The following is a 16,553-nucleotide window of genomic DNA, read 5'->3' as shown; positions in this document are numbered from 1 at the left end:
TTTATTCAAACACCCAGGTTTTATGGAAAATTTAAATATTGAAAATTCAAATTTTGATCCTGAAGATTTCTCTATTGTTCCGCAACGTGGTTTCGACGAGCTGGAGGTAGGAGAGGTGTTCAGAGCGCCGAGCAGAACGCTTACGGATGCTCATGCCTCAGCCTTTCAGACGGTATCCTGCGACAATCATCCTATTCATTATGATGCGGAGTATGCCAGACGATATGGCCATGAGGCGCCGGTAGTACACGGTTTGCAGGTTCTTTCATTCACTGCGCCGGGTGCAACATTGCTTCCGCATTATTTTGGAAATGTCTTTATCAGTTTTTTAGAGCTTTCCTGCCACTTTCTGAAAGAAGTTCATTCCGGAGATACGCTCTATTCGTCTATTGCGATTACCAATCTGGAACCTCAGGGAGATAAAGGAGTGGTAACAACAAAGGTGACGGTGTATAACCAAAAATCAGAACTTGTACTGGAAGGTCAGCACAAATACTTACTGAAGAGATAAATCCTGAAAAGTAAAAATGATTAAAGTCTTTAAATTAAGTTTTAAAGGCTTTATTTTTTTGATTCGAAACAGACTGCGGGAATCGATTGTTTTATAGTTAAAATGTAGGAAATCGGCGGAATGATAAAATTTCGATGAATGGGGCAAAATGGCTCGGTGAATGCTGTAAAAAAACCATTAAAAATAAGTATTTCATTTAAAAATTAAACTGAAAGGAGGGGATAACTATTAAATTTAATTAATTATCATAAATTTTTTCTTCTGTATTAGGCTGGAATTACCATAAAACATATATTTGCAGCCTAAATTTTAAAAATAATGAAAGAATTAATTGAAAAAATCAACGCGGAATTTGAAGCTTTTGCAGCTGAAGCACACCAACAAGCAGAAAAAGGAAACAAAGCAGCTGGAACAAGAGCTCGTAAATCAGCTTTAGAGCTAAGCAAACTTTTCAAAGAATTCAGAAAAGTTTCTGTTGAAGAATCTAAAAAATAATAATAAAGCCGGCTCACGAAGCCGGCTTTGTTTTTTAATATGAATATTGCATTTGTATTGCAATTACGTTAAGATTCTATCTGTTTTTTATTTTCAGGCTGTTCGCTATCCAATAGACTTCTGATTTCCTCCATCCTGCTTTCTTTTACAATATAGGTTGTACAGATTTTATTGTTGAGGTGCATGCTAAAATTAACCTGTGGTCCTCTTCTCCACCCCATGGCAACGGTTTTTGATGTGTACTCAGAAAAAACAGGATAAAAGTTTGCCAGGCACAGAAAATTTCTTTTTAATGAGGTAAGAAGCGAAGGATTGTTTCCTTCATCGTCAATTACTCTTATTCTGAATATTTTCTTACCTAATGTTGTTCCGTAATAATATTCGGTTATTGCACCCGAAACAATCACACAGGGAATTGATAGCAGAACGGCTACAACAGGATTTTTATTAAACAGATAAAAGAAAATGATAGCGAATATTGCCATATCTATCCATTTTGCAAATAGCCTTATCGTCTCATTTCCTTTAAATCCAGGATTATAAGGCAAATAATACTCATAAGCATGATAGATTCTTTTTCCATACCTGTCAAAATCAGGAGTCGGTCTGTGAATCACTTTTCTTTCTTTAATTTCTGATATTTTCACAACAATTTTTTACAGAATCATACTCAGCTGAATTCTTTTTCGTGCCTCATCTACCTCAGTTACTTTTACCTGAACATGCTGATGAAGCTTTACTACTTCATTCACATCAGAAACAAATCCGTCTTTCAGTTGGGAAATGTGTACGAGTCCGCTTTCTTTAATACCCAGATCTACAAAGCATCCAAAAGCAGTTATGTTATTAACGATTCCCGGTAAAATCATACCGATTTTGAGATCAGTGATTTTTTTAACGTTCGGATCAAATTCAAAAACTTTGGCAGCTTTTCTGGGATCTAATCCGGGCTTTTCCAGTTCTTTTAAAATATCTTTGATTCCCAAAATTCCAATATCTTCCGTGATGTATTTTTCAGGATTGATCTGAGAAATTTTCTCTTTGTTGGCAATTAGTTCATGAGTGGTAATATTTAGATCTTTTGCCATTTTTTCAACGATTCCATAAGCTTCAGGATGTACTGCAGAATTATCCAAAGGGTTTTTAGGATTGCTGATTCTTACGAAAGCGGCCGCCTGCTGAAACGCTTTCTTGCCCAGTCTCGGAACTTTTTTCAGTTGTTTGCGGTCTTCAAAAGCGCCATGCTCTGCGCGGTAATTCACGATATTTTCTGCCATCTTTTCACCGATCCCGGAGACGTAGCTTAATAAAGACTTGCTGGCAGTATTTAAATTAATTCCTACAGAATTTACACATTTCATCACCGTGGAATCCAGTTCGTTCTTCAGCTGGGTCTGATCTACGTCATGCTGGTATTGTCCGACACCGATAGACTTCGGATCGATCTTCACAAGTTCTGCCAGGGGATCTGATAATCGTCTTCCGATGGAAACGGCTCCACGAACCGTTACATCATACGTTGGAAATTCCTCTCTCGCAATTTTACTTGCGGAATATACTGAAGCGCCGGCCTCCGAAACTACGAAAACCTGCAGCGGTTTATCGAATGCAATTTTTTTAATGAAAAACTCTGTCTCGCGGCTTGCGGTTCCGTTTCCGATGGAGATGGCTTCGATATGATAGGCATTCACCATCGACCGTATTTTCTTCATCGCCATTCCGGATTCATTCTGTGGAGCGTGCGGATAAATAGTCTCATTATGCAGAAGATCGCCTTTTTCGTCCATGCAGACTATTTTACATCCGCTTCTGTAACCGGGATCGATCGCCAGAATTCTTTTCTCCCCGAGAGGAGGTGCTAAAAGCAGCTGCGTAAGGTTTTCAGAAAAAATCTCGATGGCTTTTTTATCTGCTTTTTCTTTGGCCTCCTGCAGTGTTTCATTGGAGATGGCGGGTTCCAGTAATCTTTTGTAGCTGTCTTTTATAGCAAGTGAAATGTGTCCGGCTGTTTCGTTGTTTGATTTAATAATGGCATTTTCAATGAATTCGATGGCTTCATCTTTATCGATTCCGATATTGGTTTTGACGAAACCCTCTGCTTCAGCCCTTAGCATAGCCAAAAGACGGTGTGACGGCGTTCTGTTCAGGCTTTCTTCCCATTCGAAATACTGTGAGAATTTCTGGGCGTCTTCTTCATCTTTTTTCGCTTTGACCACTTTTGATGTGATTACCGCTTTCCTTTGGAATAGCCTTCTGAGATTTTTGCGGACATACATATTTTCATTGATCCATTCTGCCATAATATCTCTTGCCCCCTGAAGGGCTTCTTCTTCCGTCCCGACCTGATCGTTGAGGTATCTGGAAGCTAAAGAATCCAAGTTCTGGGCTTTCTGGCTCATGATGATTTTAGCTAAAGGTTCCAGTCCTTTTTCTTTGGCAGCATCTGCTTTTGTTTTTTTTCTTTTCTTAAAAGGCAAATACAGATCTTCAAGCTCCTGCAGATCAAAGCTTTCTTGAATTCTTTGTTTTAATTCCGGTGTCAGGGCATTTTGTTCGTCAATAGATTTCAGAATAGATTCTTTTCTTTTGACAATCTCTTCAAACTGCTTATTGATTTTTGAGATCTGCTCGATCTGTGTTTCATCGAGATTTCCTGTTTTATCTTTCCTGTATCGGGCGATAAAAGGGATCGTGCAGTCTTCTGCAAGCAGCTGAAGGGTAGAGGAGATGCTTTTTTCGGATATATTGAGAGATTGCTGTATATAAAGAGTCGCGTTCATCTTAAAATTTAAACGGCTAAAATAATCATTTTTAATATGAAACTTGTTTAAACTAATTTCAGAATTAACCGCAAAAGTCACAAAAGATAATCTTAACGCAATGATTAGAACAATCAAAGTTCTCAAAAGAATAAAAATCGAAGATTTTTAAAACTATTGTGCCCTTTTTTTCATTTATAGTCATCAACTTTAGATAAAATTGAGCTCATCTTTTGTCACTTTTGTGGTTATATAAAAAGTTTAAACAGCTTATGGGCTAAAGTATTTCGGATTAAGCATCTTTTTATTATTTTAGCTTTTTACCGGAAATATTCAATGAAATTTAATTTATTGATGTATGATAAGAAGTTCCGAAATGGAGTTTTCTATTTTTGGATATCAGAACAGGAGAAGTTAAATTAGGATTCTTCGGTTATAAATAATAAACTTTTAAAACAAATTAGATAATATGAAAAAATTAAGCATCATTGCATTAGTAGGAGTAGGATTGCTTGCAGCATCTTGTAATAAGGAAAAATCTGCGGAAAACGCAGCAACATCTACAGAACAGAAAGTTGCGGAAAGCAAAGGGGAAGTATTGGCTGTCGATACAGTAGCATCTGTCGTAAACTGGAAAGCCTTCCACAAAGGAGGAATGGCGCCACGTTGGGGAACTTTGATGGTGAAATCCGGTGATCTAAACATTGAAAACGGAAATGTTGCAGCGGGAAATTTCGTGATCGATATGAATTCTCTTAAAGTAGATCCGGCTTCAGTAACCGAAAAAGATAAAAAGCCGGCAGATCTTGAAGCACATCTTAAAAACCCTGATTTCTTTGATACAACAAAAAATCCTACTTCAGAATTTAAAATCACGAATGTAGCGGATCTTAAACAAGCCCCTGCAGATGCCATTGCCGGAGCCAATAAAACCGTTAGCGGAAATTTGACTTTATCAGGAAAAACAATGAATGTAACGTTCCCTGCAAAGGTCGACGTAACGGAAACTTCTGCTTCCATCCAGGCTAAGTTCACGGTAAACAGAGCCGACTGGGGGATCAAGTTCGGAACTTCCGAAGCCGACCCGGCAGAATGGATGATCAGCAAAGACATCGAAATCGCTGTTGACGTAAAAGCAAAAAAATAATATTGTTAGATATAAAATCTTGGGAGCTACCTTTTTAAGGTAGCTTTTTTTATACATTTTAGTTTTATGCCCAGAAATAGATTTTAAGAATAGCATTAAGAATAATTATACTTTTGCTGAAACAAATACTTCTTCTGTTGAATCTCTTGAGATTTGTTCTTATGGTAAGGTTCATTCTTTCAATAGAATTTGTCCCGAATCGTTTGCTAGAATGGATTTCTTTGGGAATTAAATATTGGTAATTTCTAAGTTTGTCCGTACATATTTTTTCTGCTTGTGAATTAATTAAAGTTTTAATAATTGTCTTTAAAGTTTTATTAGTTCTTTTTCCTACATGAAAACTTACAATTTTTTTAGTTATTTTATCAATGGCATAAGCCAACCACATCTGGTTTGATTTATTACCAATATAAAATCTCATTTCATCTAATTCGTAGGATTGATAGAAAGGAATTCCAGGCTGTACTATAAAAGCGGAAATATTGATAATTCTTTTAAGCAAGGTAGTTGTAGAAATGTATAATATTCTTGAAATACTCCTTATTCCTAAACCTTCTTTGGTAAGCCTGATAATTTGGGAATTAATATGCTTCTCGTAGGCTTTGTAACTGTAAAACGGTAAAAACCTTTTATGGCAGTTCTTGCAGAAATATTGTTGTTTTCCCGTTTTTGTAGTTCCGTTTTTAATAATATTATAGGAGAAACAGTTTTTACAGATTTCTTTATCACTAACTCTGATACACGAGGAATGATTCTCAATCATTTGCATATGTTTTTATCGACAAAAATAAACAAGAGTAGGGAATACCTACTCTTATTTTCTATTAATCTACTTTTGATTTTTATTGATTTTAAGCGAGTTAATGATTAGGAGTTATGGCATCACTAACTTTGATACACGACCCCATCTGTCTTCTATTAATTTTATTTAAAATTTTCTTCTTTAATGTCGATCAATAAAGAAGACCAACACATTTGGAACATGACCAATATTTATATATTATTAATTGTAATATCTAATTCTTCATTATTAGCGTATGATTCGTTAAGCATTTTTAAGATCTCATTTAATAAAAATGCTAACCGTCCTATTTCAGACATTCTATAATTGACTCTATAAACTTTCGTATTTAATTTAATTTTTTCATATCGAGTCGAATATTTTTGAAGTTCTTTCTCACTAGGTTCTTTATACCATTTTTCCAGTATTTTATTTAAATAGTTCTCTAAAACATTATGTAAATCTTTTATTGTATCTTTTGAAAGTGTATATTTTTCAAATGCATTTTCATCTTTAATAAAAAACATAAAAAAAATTGAAAATAAATAATACGAAAAGGTAGAATCAACAATTATTTCCGAATTCTTATTTTTTAAAATTATTTTTTTCATTTTGGTAATATATGATTAATTATTTGTTCTTGAGAGTTATAGACTTTCAAATGAGCCTTGGAAACATTTATATGTACAGCTTTAAAAATATCTAAATACGTATTTGCTACATTGGGGCTAGGAATGTAATGACCAGATAAATTATTAATACCTACAATATTACCATTTCTCATTTTTAATTCCCCTGCTGCAAAGACGTCGGCTCCTTTTGATAAAAATGTATGTTTTCTGCCTAGTAGTGTTTCTCCTGATTGAGTTATTACAAAATCAAACATTCCTGAAGCTTGCGTATTACCATTCATTATTACTTGTCCATTAGTTATTGATCCCAATAATTTTCCTTCAGTACTTACTGGTAGTGTATTCTTTAGTAATCCCTTTTCAGCTGCCAAAATTTTTATGTAAGCTACCCAATTTTGTGACCATTCTAAATGATAGATTCTTTCATTTTTTGTTTATATTTTTTAGGGCTTATATTTCCTAATGCTTCGTGCGGTCTGTTGTAATTATATTCTATCCACCACTGATTTGCTTTTTCTTCGGCATCCTGTAGATTTTTAAAGACATACATATTGAGAAGCTCATTTCTACAGCTTTTATTCAGTCTTTCAATAAGGCTGTTTTGTGTAGGTTTCCCTGGTTGTATATAATGGATCTCTATTTTATTTTCCTGAGCCCATAGCTGAAGATTTTTAGATATAAACTCAGGGCCATTGTCAACTCTTATGCGTTTAGGCTTACGCCCTTGTTGTTTTAACTGTTCTAAAACTCTCACTACTCTTGCAGAACAGATACTTGTATCAATTTCCATAGACAGTAATTCCCGGTTATAATCATCAGCAATATTTAATATTCTGAATCTTCTCCCGTCATATAAACTGTCGCTCATAAAATCCATACTCCAACATTCATCAGGCTCCAGAGGAATATTGATGTTTTCTTTGATTCTGGTGGGAAGTCTTTTTCTTACCCTTCTGCGAATGCTCATTTTTAAGGCCACATAAACCCTATGAACCCGTTTATGATTCCAAATATATCCCAAATTCCTAAGTTTATGATATAGCTTCCAAAAACCATAACCTGGATGCTCTTGCGAAAGTCTGGTCAGAGCATCAATTAATTCATCGTCGTTCTTTCTGCTTTTGTACCGATAGCTGCGCCTGCTGATACCAATTGTTAAACAACTTTTCCTCTCACTGAAATTATATTTCTCCCGGATAAAGTTGACAATTTCACGCCGTCCAGAAGGCTTTACCACTTTTTTGACAGAACATCTTTTAAAGCTTCAATCTCTAAACATCTTTCTGCATAAAGTTTTTTAAGTTTAGAATTTTCGGATTCCAGATCCCGCATCTTTTGAATATCCGAACTTTCCATCCCAGAATATTTACTCTTCCAACGATAAAATGTACCTTGTGTAATACCATGAGTACGGCATATTTCTATCACACTCTTCCCAAGTTCTTGTTCTTTCAAAATTCCAAAAACCTGACTCTCTGAATACTTACTCTTTTTCATATTTAAATTTAAAGTTTTTTAAAGCAAAAACTCTATCTTTAAATGGATACATTTTCAGGGAAGTTTACAATACCATAAGCTATTTCCTTTACGATCCATAAGAAGAGTTGTTAAATCCATTTTTCCCATTGACACGTTTGACTGAAGTAAAGCATAAGAACTCCTAAGAGATAATCCCCATTCTGCCCTTATTTTATTTTCAATATGAGAGGCATAAATCTCCCCTTTACTTATATCATCTTCAGGATAATCTGGAGTACCATTATCGCTCCAAGCCCCCATTAAGGTATAATTTTTTATGGGATCCATTCCGTGAGCCATCTCATGGGCTAATTTAATAAATAAGGGAGCACCTTGTAAACCATCTACAGTACTCGTTTCAACATTTAAAGATGTATTGATATAAGCTGTTCCATTTGCATGTTTATTCTCATCCTTTGTTGATTCAATTTTTATATCATGTTGTTTACCTTCGAAGTAACCGACTAATTTACTTCCTGTTCCATCTCCATTTTCGAGTAAAAATAAAGAACTTATTATTGAAATAACAAATGGTGACATCTTTATTTTGCTGTTTGCCATACTTTCCCAGCTTTTAGTTTCGGGATTGTAGACCTCTGTTTTTCCATTTTCATACCTATATTCATTCTGCCCGTCATTAATTGTGATTAGGTTCCCGTCTGGATCAATAAACCTTATTGGGTTATTGAATGCATAATTGTAAGGACTTAATCTTCTGGAAGCTTCAGCAAAAGCATCTATTCCTGTCCATGTTCCGATATTAGACATACACATTATTACCTTGTAATCATTTCATTCAGTTTCTGCCCGGTATTATTATTTTTGGACAAATAAAACAGATGATCAAAATGACCATCTGCTTTCTATTAATTTTATTTAAAATTTCTTCATTAATGTCGATCAATAGAGAAAACCAACACATCTGAAACATGACCAAAAACTGTGATCATTAACTTTGATACAGAGCTGGAATATTTTTAAATTGCTGTTCTTTATCCCATTTTTCAGGTTGTTCGCTTTTATCAAACCATTTAGCTCCTTTTATAAGCCATTCTTTTCTATACTTTTTCGTGGATTCTACTGTATAATCTTCATAACCAAATTCAACTCCACAACATGGGCAGATTTCATATGTTGGACTTTTTCCATCTTCTCCCCAAGGAAGATCATCAATGAATAACCCACATACTCTACAATTATGTTCACTCATTATTTTATATTTTATTATTGTTTTAACCAATATTGCATATCTTCACTAGGTCTAAACATTGTTTTAGGTACTCCAGTATTCCCGGTCTTTAAATGATTCATCCCAAACGGATAATAATCATTGGCATCTGTTATTTCAAGAGCACCTGCGCTGTTTAAGCTAAGAAGTACACTTGACTAAAAAAATAATAAATGCTAATATTACAAGAATTCCTGTGAAATATCTTAACCCGCTTTCTTTTTCATTATTAACTATTTCTTTGTAATTACGTTTATCACCCACCAATTTCCTTATAAGATAATAAATATTATTTCCTATGAGATGAGTGAAAATAAGCTGAAAAATAACTTCAAAAATTCCCATTATCTATTGTTATGATCATTATGTGGTAAAACTGCTTTTGCAGTGGTTGGATAAACAGTTCGGAATAATCCTATACTATTTACTCCATTTAATCCTTTATTTAAATATGTATTTAATAATCCTCTTGTTGCGGGTGCTGCTCTGGCGATAGATGTTCCTTTAAATAGCATTGAAAACTGAGATGCACTTAGAGGGGCTAAATCCTCACTCATTCTAAAAGCAGCTTGTGGTAGTACACTTTTTCCAATAGCTCCAAATGTAGCTGGTACATTTAAGGTTATTTTAGGTCCAAAAGGATTAAATGTTGTTATAAAAGCCATTAATCTATTGCCTGAATCAAATTGCGAAGTCCCATCCAAATTACTAAATGCTTCTCGTCCTGTATAACCTGACATTCGTTTAGCTCCTAACCAATTAAAAGTATCTATCGTTTGTAATGCTAAATAAAAATTGTTTACCATACTATAAGATAAGCTAGCAAAAAAATTATCAGAATTAGCCCAATTGCCTTTGAATCCTCTATCTCCATCCCATTGAGTTATAGTTTCCATTGCTCCAATATGCTTATTTAAATGATCAAAAATAGTTTTTTTATCTCCATTGGTTAAATAGTCACCCGTAAAAGCATAATGCCATTTGGAAACATTTATTACAAGCTCAGGAATGTCCTTTTTAAATGTTTCATTTTCACTTATAAAGTCTCCAACAGCATCTACACTTCCTCCGCTGCCAAAATAATCTTGCAACTTTCTTATTTCTCCTGTATTGGTTGTGCTATAATTTCCATTGTGATCTGTAGAATACATTCCTGTAGGATCTGCAAAAGAAACAGGATTATTCATCGCAAAATGGTATGGAGAAAAATCAAGGTAAGATTCAGACAGCTCATCAATTCCGGAAAATCTTGCTATATCTGCTAGATAATTCCTCCAATCCATAGCATACATCCCAGTTTCCTGAAGTTCTACACCATTGAACTTATAACTTTTATAACTTCCCTGTGCAAAGTAGGTATTCCCGGTCTTTAAATGATTCATCCCAAACGGATAATAATCATTGGCATCTGTTATTTCAAGAGCGCCTGCGCTGTTTCTTGCGAAACTTATTCTTACATTTCCTAAATGGTCTTTGTACTGGTAAATATACTGATCATTTACGTAATCGTAAAATCCTTCTGCGGTTGGCAAAAACTGAAGATCTTCGGTCTTTAGCGCAAGGGTTCCAACGGGCTCCGAAAAATCCGGGGAAAATGCCTCCGGCTCCATGGCTCTGCGGGATTCTGAAGCCAGCATCAATGTTTCAGAGCCTCCTCCTGAGTTTTCAACCGTTAAATACTGAAAACCGTCAAGATAATCTGTTGTTTGCTTAGAAACTGTAGATCCCGCAATTCCCACAATAGTGGTTGTACTTTCTTTTTTAAGTTTTGTCCCATCGGCACCGTACATTGTTTTAACAGAAAGGTATTCATTCCCAACTCTGCTTAGTTCAATTGAATTTTGGAGATTAAGAAAATTGTATTTAATGGAGCTGATCCCTTTATCCTGCATTTTGGTCATATTTCCATTGCCGTCATATACAATGGTATTTCCACCGCCTTCATATCCCGTGGAGTTTTGTGTGGCATCGGTAATGTTTGTCGCCTGGTTACCTGAATAGGTATAAGTAAGGTTGTCAATTACTTTAGCCGTTGTATTTCCGTACTCCATCACAGAAGTTCTGTACAGATTACTGATATTGCCGTTCAGGTCATAATTCAGGGCTTCCGTATTTTCTTTGCTGTACGGATTGCCCGGGTTTTGATAATATCCTGCAGACAAACGGTTTAGTTGATCATATGCATATCCGTATCTTTTTGGCGTTAACGAAGCATTTACCCCTATCGTTTCTACTGATCTCCAGTCTACTTCCGCAATATTCCCGTTGTATTTGGCCGTTACATTTTTGTTGGGAAATAAAACCGGATCAGGATTATTAATACCTTCTCTCTGGGTATATTTTACTTTGTAGGCAAAGAGTTTTCCTCCCAGGTCGGCAGCTCCCATCTGATCCCTGTTTACCTCCGTAAGCCAGCCTCTGATATTGTAAGCATAGTCGATGCTCTGAAGATTATTTCCTACTTTTTTGTTTGTAAGTTCCGAGAGCTCATTATAGGTATTTTCAGTGAGTAATTCCTCAGGCATGCTATCCACCTGGTGAAAATGTTTGAGCAGTCTGTTCTGGGAATCATACACAAACCTTTGTTTTACGGTCACTCCGCTTTCACCCTGCTTTCTCAGATGATAGGTATCGGTTTTCTGAATAGTTCCTGCAAAATCCAGCAGGGATTCGGTTTTGGTATATCCACTTAAATGGTTGATGGAGTGTGAGCCAATTGCTCTTCCTTTCTCGTCATACCAGATAAAATCTTTCGTCCAGCTATTATTTTCTATATTCTTCACATAAGAAGCGGTGGGTAATGTTTTGGTACTCACAGCAGCATTTTGCGCATCCTGGCTTAAAACAGTCTGCCCCAGTACCTGAGCCGGAATACTTACATCAGCCGGAAGTGGCGGATAGGTGTCATAATAATTTATACTTAGAATCGTCATGCTTACTGTCGGGAAAGCATTTTTTGTGTAATACACATCCATCCCATTTAAGGTAAACGGAGTCGTGCTTCTTTCTTCATTGTTTGAGGGATTGGCAGTCACACTGTTAACAGCCGTCTGCATGGCTGCTCTGGTAGCGGTACTGGCAAAGAATCCTGTATAGACCACTCTTCCGAATTTGTCATATTTGGTAAAGAGCCAACCCTTTTTGGTAAAGGTATTGGTGGTTGTTCCGAGCATCGCATCCTGCGTCAGTACAACTCTGTCCTGCTTGTCGTAGACTAAGTATTCCCAACCTTTCCCCGGTATTCTCTTTTCAACCAATCTTCCAAATTCATCGTAACGGTACTGGTAGCACAGGCTGTTTCGCGTGGTTTCATCAATGGTTGTCTTCGCTGCTGCCAGAGGCGGGATCACAAAAGCCAATTGGTTGTACTCATTGTAAATATAATACGTATCAACATTCTGTGTTCCGTCATTCTTTCTGATGAGTACCGTCTGTCCTTTTCCGTTCCGGTATTCTGTTGTTGTATTATTATCTTCATCGGTAACAGCGGTTTTCATTAAGGAATTAACAGGGTAGTAGGTTCCTGGGAAACTTAGCTGAGAGTCAGTCCTGCTTTCTGCCCATGTTGTTGAAATCGCAAACTTTTTTACTTCAGTGGCTGAAGTATTGGTGTTGTAGTTGTAGGTAACGGGTTTGTCTGCCCATGCGTTTCCGACATTGTAGCTTTTCTTTACCCTCGTTAATGGAGCATTCTCTATAATCTGCTCAGCATATATTTTTTCTGTTCCGTAAATATCAGGATTGGTCGCATTAGCCAAAGCGTTTTCATAGAATGCTCCGTTTTGTGTTCCTGTCTGAGGAACCGGAAGAAAAGATTTAGACTGTCTTCCATATTGATCATATTCGATATGGCTGACCACATCTTTCTGTGAAGGAGATGCTTTGATGGCAACAATTTGATTAGGCCTTCCCAGGCCATCAAAGTACTGAACCGTTTCCGCTTTTTTTACGCAATCAGCATCAAGGCAGTTTTTGGTATAGATATAATTTTTAGTATCGGTAGGCGAGGTGCTTTGGGCTGATAATTGCCCCAGGGACAGTAACAAACCTCCGATTATTAGTATGTTTTTCATAATTCTTTAATTTAATATTTTAAGCAGAGGTTCTATTTTAAGGGACATCAATATCAGGAATATAGTCTACCGGGGTGGTACTGTCTATCGTAATGATGGTACCATTAGGGATGGCAGTGGTCGAAGGACGTTTTGCTCTGATATTTCCGTTGGGATAGATGGTGATTTTCCAATCTCCGGAGGTTATACTTCTTGTCACAGTTCCGCCTGTTGCAGTAAGACAATTTACGTCCAGTTTTCCGATCGATTTTTCTGCAATCCAGCTGATACTGCTGTCGTAAGGAAAGCTCATCTGTAGTCTGTAATGAGAAGAATCCGGCATGGTAATAGAGCCACTAAGTAAAGTCGCAATGTCATACCCTTTGGTAATCGTACATGATACCGGTGTGCATCCTCCTTGTTGGTTGGCTACATTCTGACCGTTCGTCTCAATATCCTGACCTGCTTTCTGATTGGCATCTGCTTTACTGATATAGGAGAAATAGGTATTGGCAGGAACGGTATATGTATAAGTATTGGGTAAATGCCCGGCTCCGCAATTGGTAACAACATAATCACCACTCATAGCGTCATTAGCAAAAATCTGCGGAGAATAATGGTAATCATACGTTTTGATTGTTTTCCCATCTTTATCCAAAACTTTGGATATTCTGTGGGATGAATCATACAGATAGGTTTCCTTTAATCCATTTGCTGCGGTTTTGCTGGTAATCCCTATGAGAGGATCATAGGTGTATGTTTCAATCTGATACCCTTTTAAAGCTTCATCTTTTCTCACATTATCCAGTGCCTGAATTAAAGCAGGCTCGTTCGCCGGATTAGTATCATCTGCATCTGATGCGGAAACAGCAGCTGTTACTGAACTTAGATTTGAAACAGCAGCATAGGTTGCTCCTGTTATTTTAGCAATAGGCTGTGTTCCGTGATAGCCCCAGATCGTCGCAGTAGGGATCCCGTTTTCCGACTTAAATTCGCGTAAATTACCTTTATCGTCATAATTATCAAAAGTAATTTTCTTTGATGAGCTTTGGTTGGTAATATCATAGCTGAGTGCAGAAGTAGGGTATAATGTCGCAGCATCATCAAGCTTGGTTTCTGCTTTGCTGATCACCTTTCCGTCATTTTTAATTTCGGTTTCCAAAGGAGTGCTTACTATATTGGCATTCAGAAGCTTCTGATTATTTTTCTCTAAGGCATACTTCAGGCTTTTTTCAACAACAGTACCATCATACAGATTTTCCTTACTGTACACCAGGTTGTTGTACTGGCTTTCATATGTTTTTTCACCGGAGCTTGTCAATGCCTGTGTACTTCCGTTTACATAATCTTTTATCGTTTTACTTTCTTTTATAATAAAAACTCTCTTTACAGGCTCTCCGTGATACTTTACATTAGCCACCGGGGTGACACCCAATTCAAATGAAAATACTGTTTCCTGCAAGAGATTATTAGTAATGCCATAGACTTCCTGTTTTTTTAATAATCCATCTCTTTTTAAATAACTCCCAAGATCAATTAAGGTGTTGTTTAATCCTGTTAAATTATTCAAATCTGTTTCATCATAATAGGTATATTTCGTAAAGCTGTTATCCAGCATGTTGGTAACTTTTACATTGGCATACTGCATGACATTAATATCATTATTCCCTCCCAGAATTGCCATTTCGCCCAAATTGTCAGGTTCTAAAGTTAATCCGCTGGAAACAGAAGGATCTGAAAATTTATTATACTCATATTGTACCCACTTAGCCGGAGTTGTTGCGCCTGCATCAAAGTTTTTGATACTTTTTATTCTCAAGCCACTACCGAACGCATTATTATGTTGTCTTGTTTGTTTAGTTGAATAAAAATCTACTGTACCATATCCCTGAATATTTCCCGTCACAAGACCTTTATTGATTTGAGCCAAAGGAACTTTATAAACCCTTATCGATGAAGAGCAATTGAATGAATTGTTGGCATTAACGAAGGGAACATAAGGTAAAATGCTTCCACTTAAATTCTGCAGATTCACATCTACCGAATAGGTCACCCCGGGAGGCGGTGCGTGAAGCGGCGGATAAGATGAGATATGAGGGACTACATACACATCGCCCTGGTATCCGCTTGGAAAGTTAAAAACTTCACTGGAAGCCGATTGCGAACTATCAAATGTCCATGTATATATTTTATCCAGATCATAATAATTGTAGCAGTTGCCGTTTGTACATGGAGTAGGGTTTACAGCTACAGAATTGCTCTCAAATTCATATTCTATTCTCCCCCCGCTTGGCAGAGTAATACTTTTCAGGGAATTGGAAGCGACTGTACTCGGAGTGGTAATATCCGGAGTCATTAAAACGCCTCCGCTTATATTGCATGGAGTAAAACCATTCACGTATCCGGCAGCATCTGTTCCGGAACCATTATTGGGGGTATAGTTAAAAGAATATTTCTGAAGAACATTATTACTTTTATCCAAACTGGAAAGCACATCTAATAAACTATTTAAGCCCATTGAGAATGAATATTGACTGATGATATTATCGCTTTTATCTTTTAATATCAATTTATCCATCTGATACCAGTCCTTATCTCCTTTATTTTTTAGAGAATGAGGCATATTATTAGGAACATATGAAAAATTGATGCTTCCATAATTATTAACATTAATTTTTTTAATCTTATGTTCCTGTATAGTTCCTACCGCCTGATTTACCAGTTCAGTTGTTGTTTCGTATTCAAATGTCGCGACCTGCTGGTTTTTGCTATTTCTGATTTGGGTTAATAAAAATTCGCTGTTATAAAGTTTCTCCTGACTTGAATTATTACCAGACATATCAAGGAACTTCATATAATCTATATTGATCTTATCAAAAAGATAGGTATTTCCATTGTCATCAGTAATGGTGAATGATAAAATCTTACCCGGATTACTGGTGTCTTTGACAAGCGTTATCTTATTATTCGACGGCTGCGACTGCACAGCAATTAACTGCCCTGTATTTTCATCTTTACTAATGTAAAACTTTCCCGAATTTCCTAAAAAATTGTAACTATATATCAGTGATATGGTCTCTGTTGGATAAGCACTTTCAACGATATAATCTTTATCATATATGCTGGTACCTCTAAAGATGCTTCCGCCATATTGAAGGCTCCATCCTTTTCCCACATCACTGATCATTTTAAAAGCAGATATCCCTTCGGTAGAATAGGCCAATGATACACCGATATTGATATTATCAGAAGCTACGGCTATATTGGTTAATGGCAGGTTTATATTAGGAACCCCGGTATGGATATTACTCTCTGCATTAGTCAGAAAAGTATTTTTTTGAAACTCCGCTGTTTCTGTCTGGCCTTTGTATGTGCCGGATGATAGCACACTTGCCACAAATAAAATTTTATAAATATTCTTCTTCATCTT

General features: G+C 36.3%; 13 protein-coding genes. 3 read left to right on the top strand and 10 right to left on the bottom strand.

The window, feature by feature from the left end; genetic code table 11:
* Positions 1 to 22 precede the first annotated feature (22 nt).
* Both ACWNCI_RS07785 and ACWNCI_RS07780 read left to right on the top strand, forming a co-directional pair.
* Positions 23 to 511, top strand: a complete 489-nt coding sequence (locus tag ACWNCI_RS07785; RefSeq protein ID WP_449387863.1) for a MaoC family dehydratase — start codon at positions 23 to 25, stop codon at positions 509 to 511.
* A gap of 318 nt (positions 512 to 829) precedes the next feature.
* Complete coding sequence (locus ACWNCI_RS07780) at positions 830 to 1,006, top strand: histone H1 (protein WP_346984781.1); 177 nt, start codon at positions 830 to 832, stop codon at positions 1,004 to 1,006.
* Positions 1,007 to 1,074: 68 nt separating this feature from the next.
* Here ACWNCI_RS07780 and ACWNCI_RS07775 read toward each other — a convergent pair whose 3' ends face one another.
* Both ACWNCI_RS07775 and ACWNCI_RS07770 read right to left on the bottom strand, forming a co-directional pair.
* Positions 1,075 to 1,653: an RDD family protein gene (locus ACWNCI_RS07775; RefSeq protein ID WP_449387862.1), complete on the bottom strand. Its 579-nt coding sequence runs from the start codon at positions 1,651 to 1,653 to the stop codon at positions 1,075 to 1,077.
* A 9-nt stretch (positions 1,654 to 1,662) separates the two neighbouring features.
* Positions 1,663 to 3,786: a Tex family protein gene (locus ACWNCI_RS07770; RefSeq protein WP_449387861.1), complete on the bottom strand. Its 2,124-nt coding sequence runs from the start codon at positions 3,784 to 3,786 to the stop codon at positions 1,663 to 1,665.
* A 448-nt stretch (positions 3,787 to 4,234) separates the two neighbouring features.
* Between ACWNCI_RS07770 and ACWNCI_RS07765 the strand changes: the two genes are divergently transcribed.
* On the top strand, positions 4,235 to 4,912 hold the full coding sequence (locus tag ACWNCI_RS07765; protein ID WP_449387860.1) for a YceI family protein: 678 nt from the start codon (positions 4,235 to 4,237) through the stop codon (positions 4,910 to 4,912).
* Positions 4,913 to 4,976: 64 nt separating this feature from the next.
* Here the strand turns inward: ACWNCI_RS07765 and ACWNCI_RS07760 are convergent, their stop codons facing one another.
* The 8 genes from ACWNCI_RS07760 to ACWNCI_RS07725 all read right to left on the bottom strand — a co-directional run bounded on the left by ACWNCI_RS07760 (position 4,977) and on the right by ACWNCI_RS07725 (position 16,550).
* Positions 4,977 to 5,675 (bottom strand): IS1 family transposase, encoded by a 699-nt coding sequence (locus tag ACWNCI_RS07760; RefSeq protein ID WP_449387859.1) that lies wholly within the window; start codon positions 5,673 to 5,675, stop codon positions 4,977 to 4,979.
* A gap of 230 nt (positions 5,676 to 5,905) precedes the next feature.
* Entirely contained in the window at positions 5,906 to 6,304 is a 399-nt protein-coding gene (locus ACWNCI_RS07755) for a hypothetical protein (RefSeq protein ID WP_449387858.1), read from the bottom strand.
* Positions 6,301 to 6,696: a hypothetical protein gene (locus tag ACWNCI_RS07750; RefSeq protein ID WP_449387857.1), complete on the bottom strand. Its 396-nt coding sequence runs from the start codon at positions 6,694 to 6,696 to the stop codon at positions 6,301 to 6,303. Before ACWNCI_RS07750 ends, ACWNCI_RS07755 begins: the two co-directional genes overlap by 4 nt.
* A 35-nt stretch (positions 6,697 to 6,731) precedes the next feature.
* Positions 6,732 to 7,822, bottom strand: a protein-coding gene (locus tag ACWNCI_RS07745) for an IS3 family transposase (RefSeq protein WP_449386732.1) whose coding sequence is annotated in 2 segments (ribosomal slippage) — positions 6,732 to 7,570 and positions 7,570 to 7,822 — 1,092 coding nt in all. Because the reading frame shifts where the segments join, the coding sequence is not laid out codon by codon here.
* A gap of 54 nt (positions 7,823 to 7,876) precedes the next feature.
* On the bottom strand, positions 7,877 to 8,611 hold the full coding sequence (locus ACWNCI_RS07740) for a M91 family zinc metallopeptidase (protein ID WP_449387856.1): 735 nt from the start codon (positions 8,609 to 8,611) through the stop codon (positions 7,877 to 7,879).
* Positions 8,612 to 8,792: 181 nt separating this feature from the next.
* Positions 8,793 to 9,053 carry a hypothetical protein gene (locus ACWNCI_RS07735; protein ID WP_449387855.1) on the bottom strand — a complete coding sequence of 87 codons (261 nt, stop codon included), beginning with the start codon at positions 9,051 to 9,053 and terminating at the stop codon, positions 8,793 to 8,795.
* A 362-nt stretch (positions 9,054 to 9,415) separates the two neighbouring features.
* A complete protein-coding gene (locus ACWNCI_RS07730) occupies positions 9,416 to 13,144 on the bottom strand; it encodes a DUF6443 domain-containing protein (protein WP_449387854.1) in 3,729 nt (1,242 codons plus the stop codon).
* A gap of 37 nt (positions 13,145 to 13,181) precedes the next feature.
* The gene (locus tag ACWNCI_RS07725) at positions 13,182 to 16,550 is read right to left on the bottom strand and encodes a DUF5977 domain-containing protein (protein WP_449387853.1); all 3,369 of its coding nucleotides are present in this window, start codon (positions 16,548 to 16,550) and stop codon (positions 13,182 to 13,184) included.
* Positions 16,551 to 16,553: the final 3 nt, after the last annotated feature.

The organism is Chryseobacterium lineare, from assembly GCF_977014045.1.
Note: the sequence above shows the minus strand (reverse complement) of the source record. Positions and strands in the feature narration are given on the sequence as shown.

Bases quoted from the DNA above. Each gene is read 5' to 3' on its own strand.
- ACWNCI_RS07785 (WP_449387863.1), top strand. From the start codon at position 23: ATGGAAAATTTAAATATTGAAAATTCAAATTTTGATCCTGAAGATTTC.
- ACWNCI_RS07780 (WP_346984781.1), top strand. From the start codon at position 830: ATGAAAGAATTAATTGAAAAAATCAACGCGGAATTTGAAGCTTTTGCA.
- ACWNCI_RS07770 (WP_449387861.1), bottom strand. From the start codon at position 3,786: ATGAACGCGACTCTTTATATACAGCAATCTCTCAATATATCCGAAAAA.
- ACWNCI_RS07765 (WP_449387860.1), top strand. From the start codon at position 4,235: ATGAAAAAATTAAGCATCATTGCATTAGTAGGAGTAGGATTGCTTGCA.
- ACWNCI_RS07760 (WP_449387859.1), bottom strand. From the start codon at position 5,675: ATGATTGAGAATCATTCCTCGTGTATCAGAGTTAGTGATAAAGAAATC.
- ACWNCI_RS07755 (WP_449387858.1), bottom strand. From the start codon at position 6,304: ATGAAAAAAATAATTTTAAAAAATAAGAATTCGGAAATAATTGTTGAT.
- ACWNCI_RS07740 (WP_449387856.1), bottom strand. From the start codon at position 8,611: ATGTCTAATATCGGAACATGGACAGGAATAGATGCTTTTGCTGAAGCT.
- ACWNCI_RS07735 (WP_449387855.1), bottom strand. From the start codon at position 9,053: ATGAGTGAACATAATTGTAGAGTATGTGGGTTATTCATTGATGATCTT.
- ACWNCI_RS07730 (WP_449387854.1), bottom strand. From the start codon at position 13,144: ATGAAAAACATACTAATAATCGGAGGTTTGTTACTGTCCCTGGGGCAA.
- ACWNCI_RS07725 (WP_449387853.1), bottom strand. From the start codon at position 16,550: ATGAAGAAGAATATTTATAAAATTTTATTTGTGGCAAGTGTGCTATCA.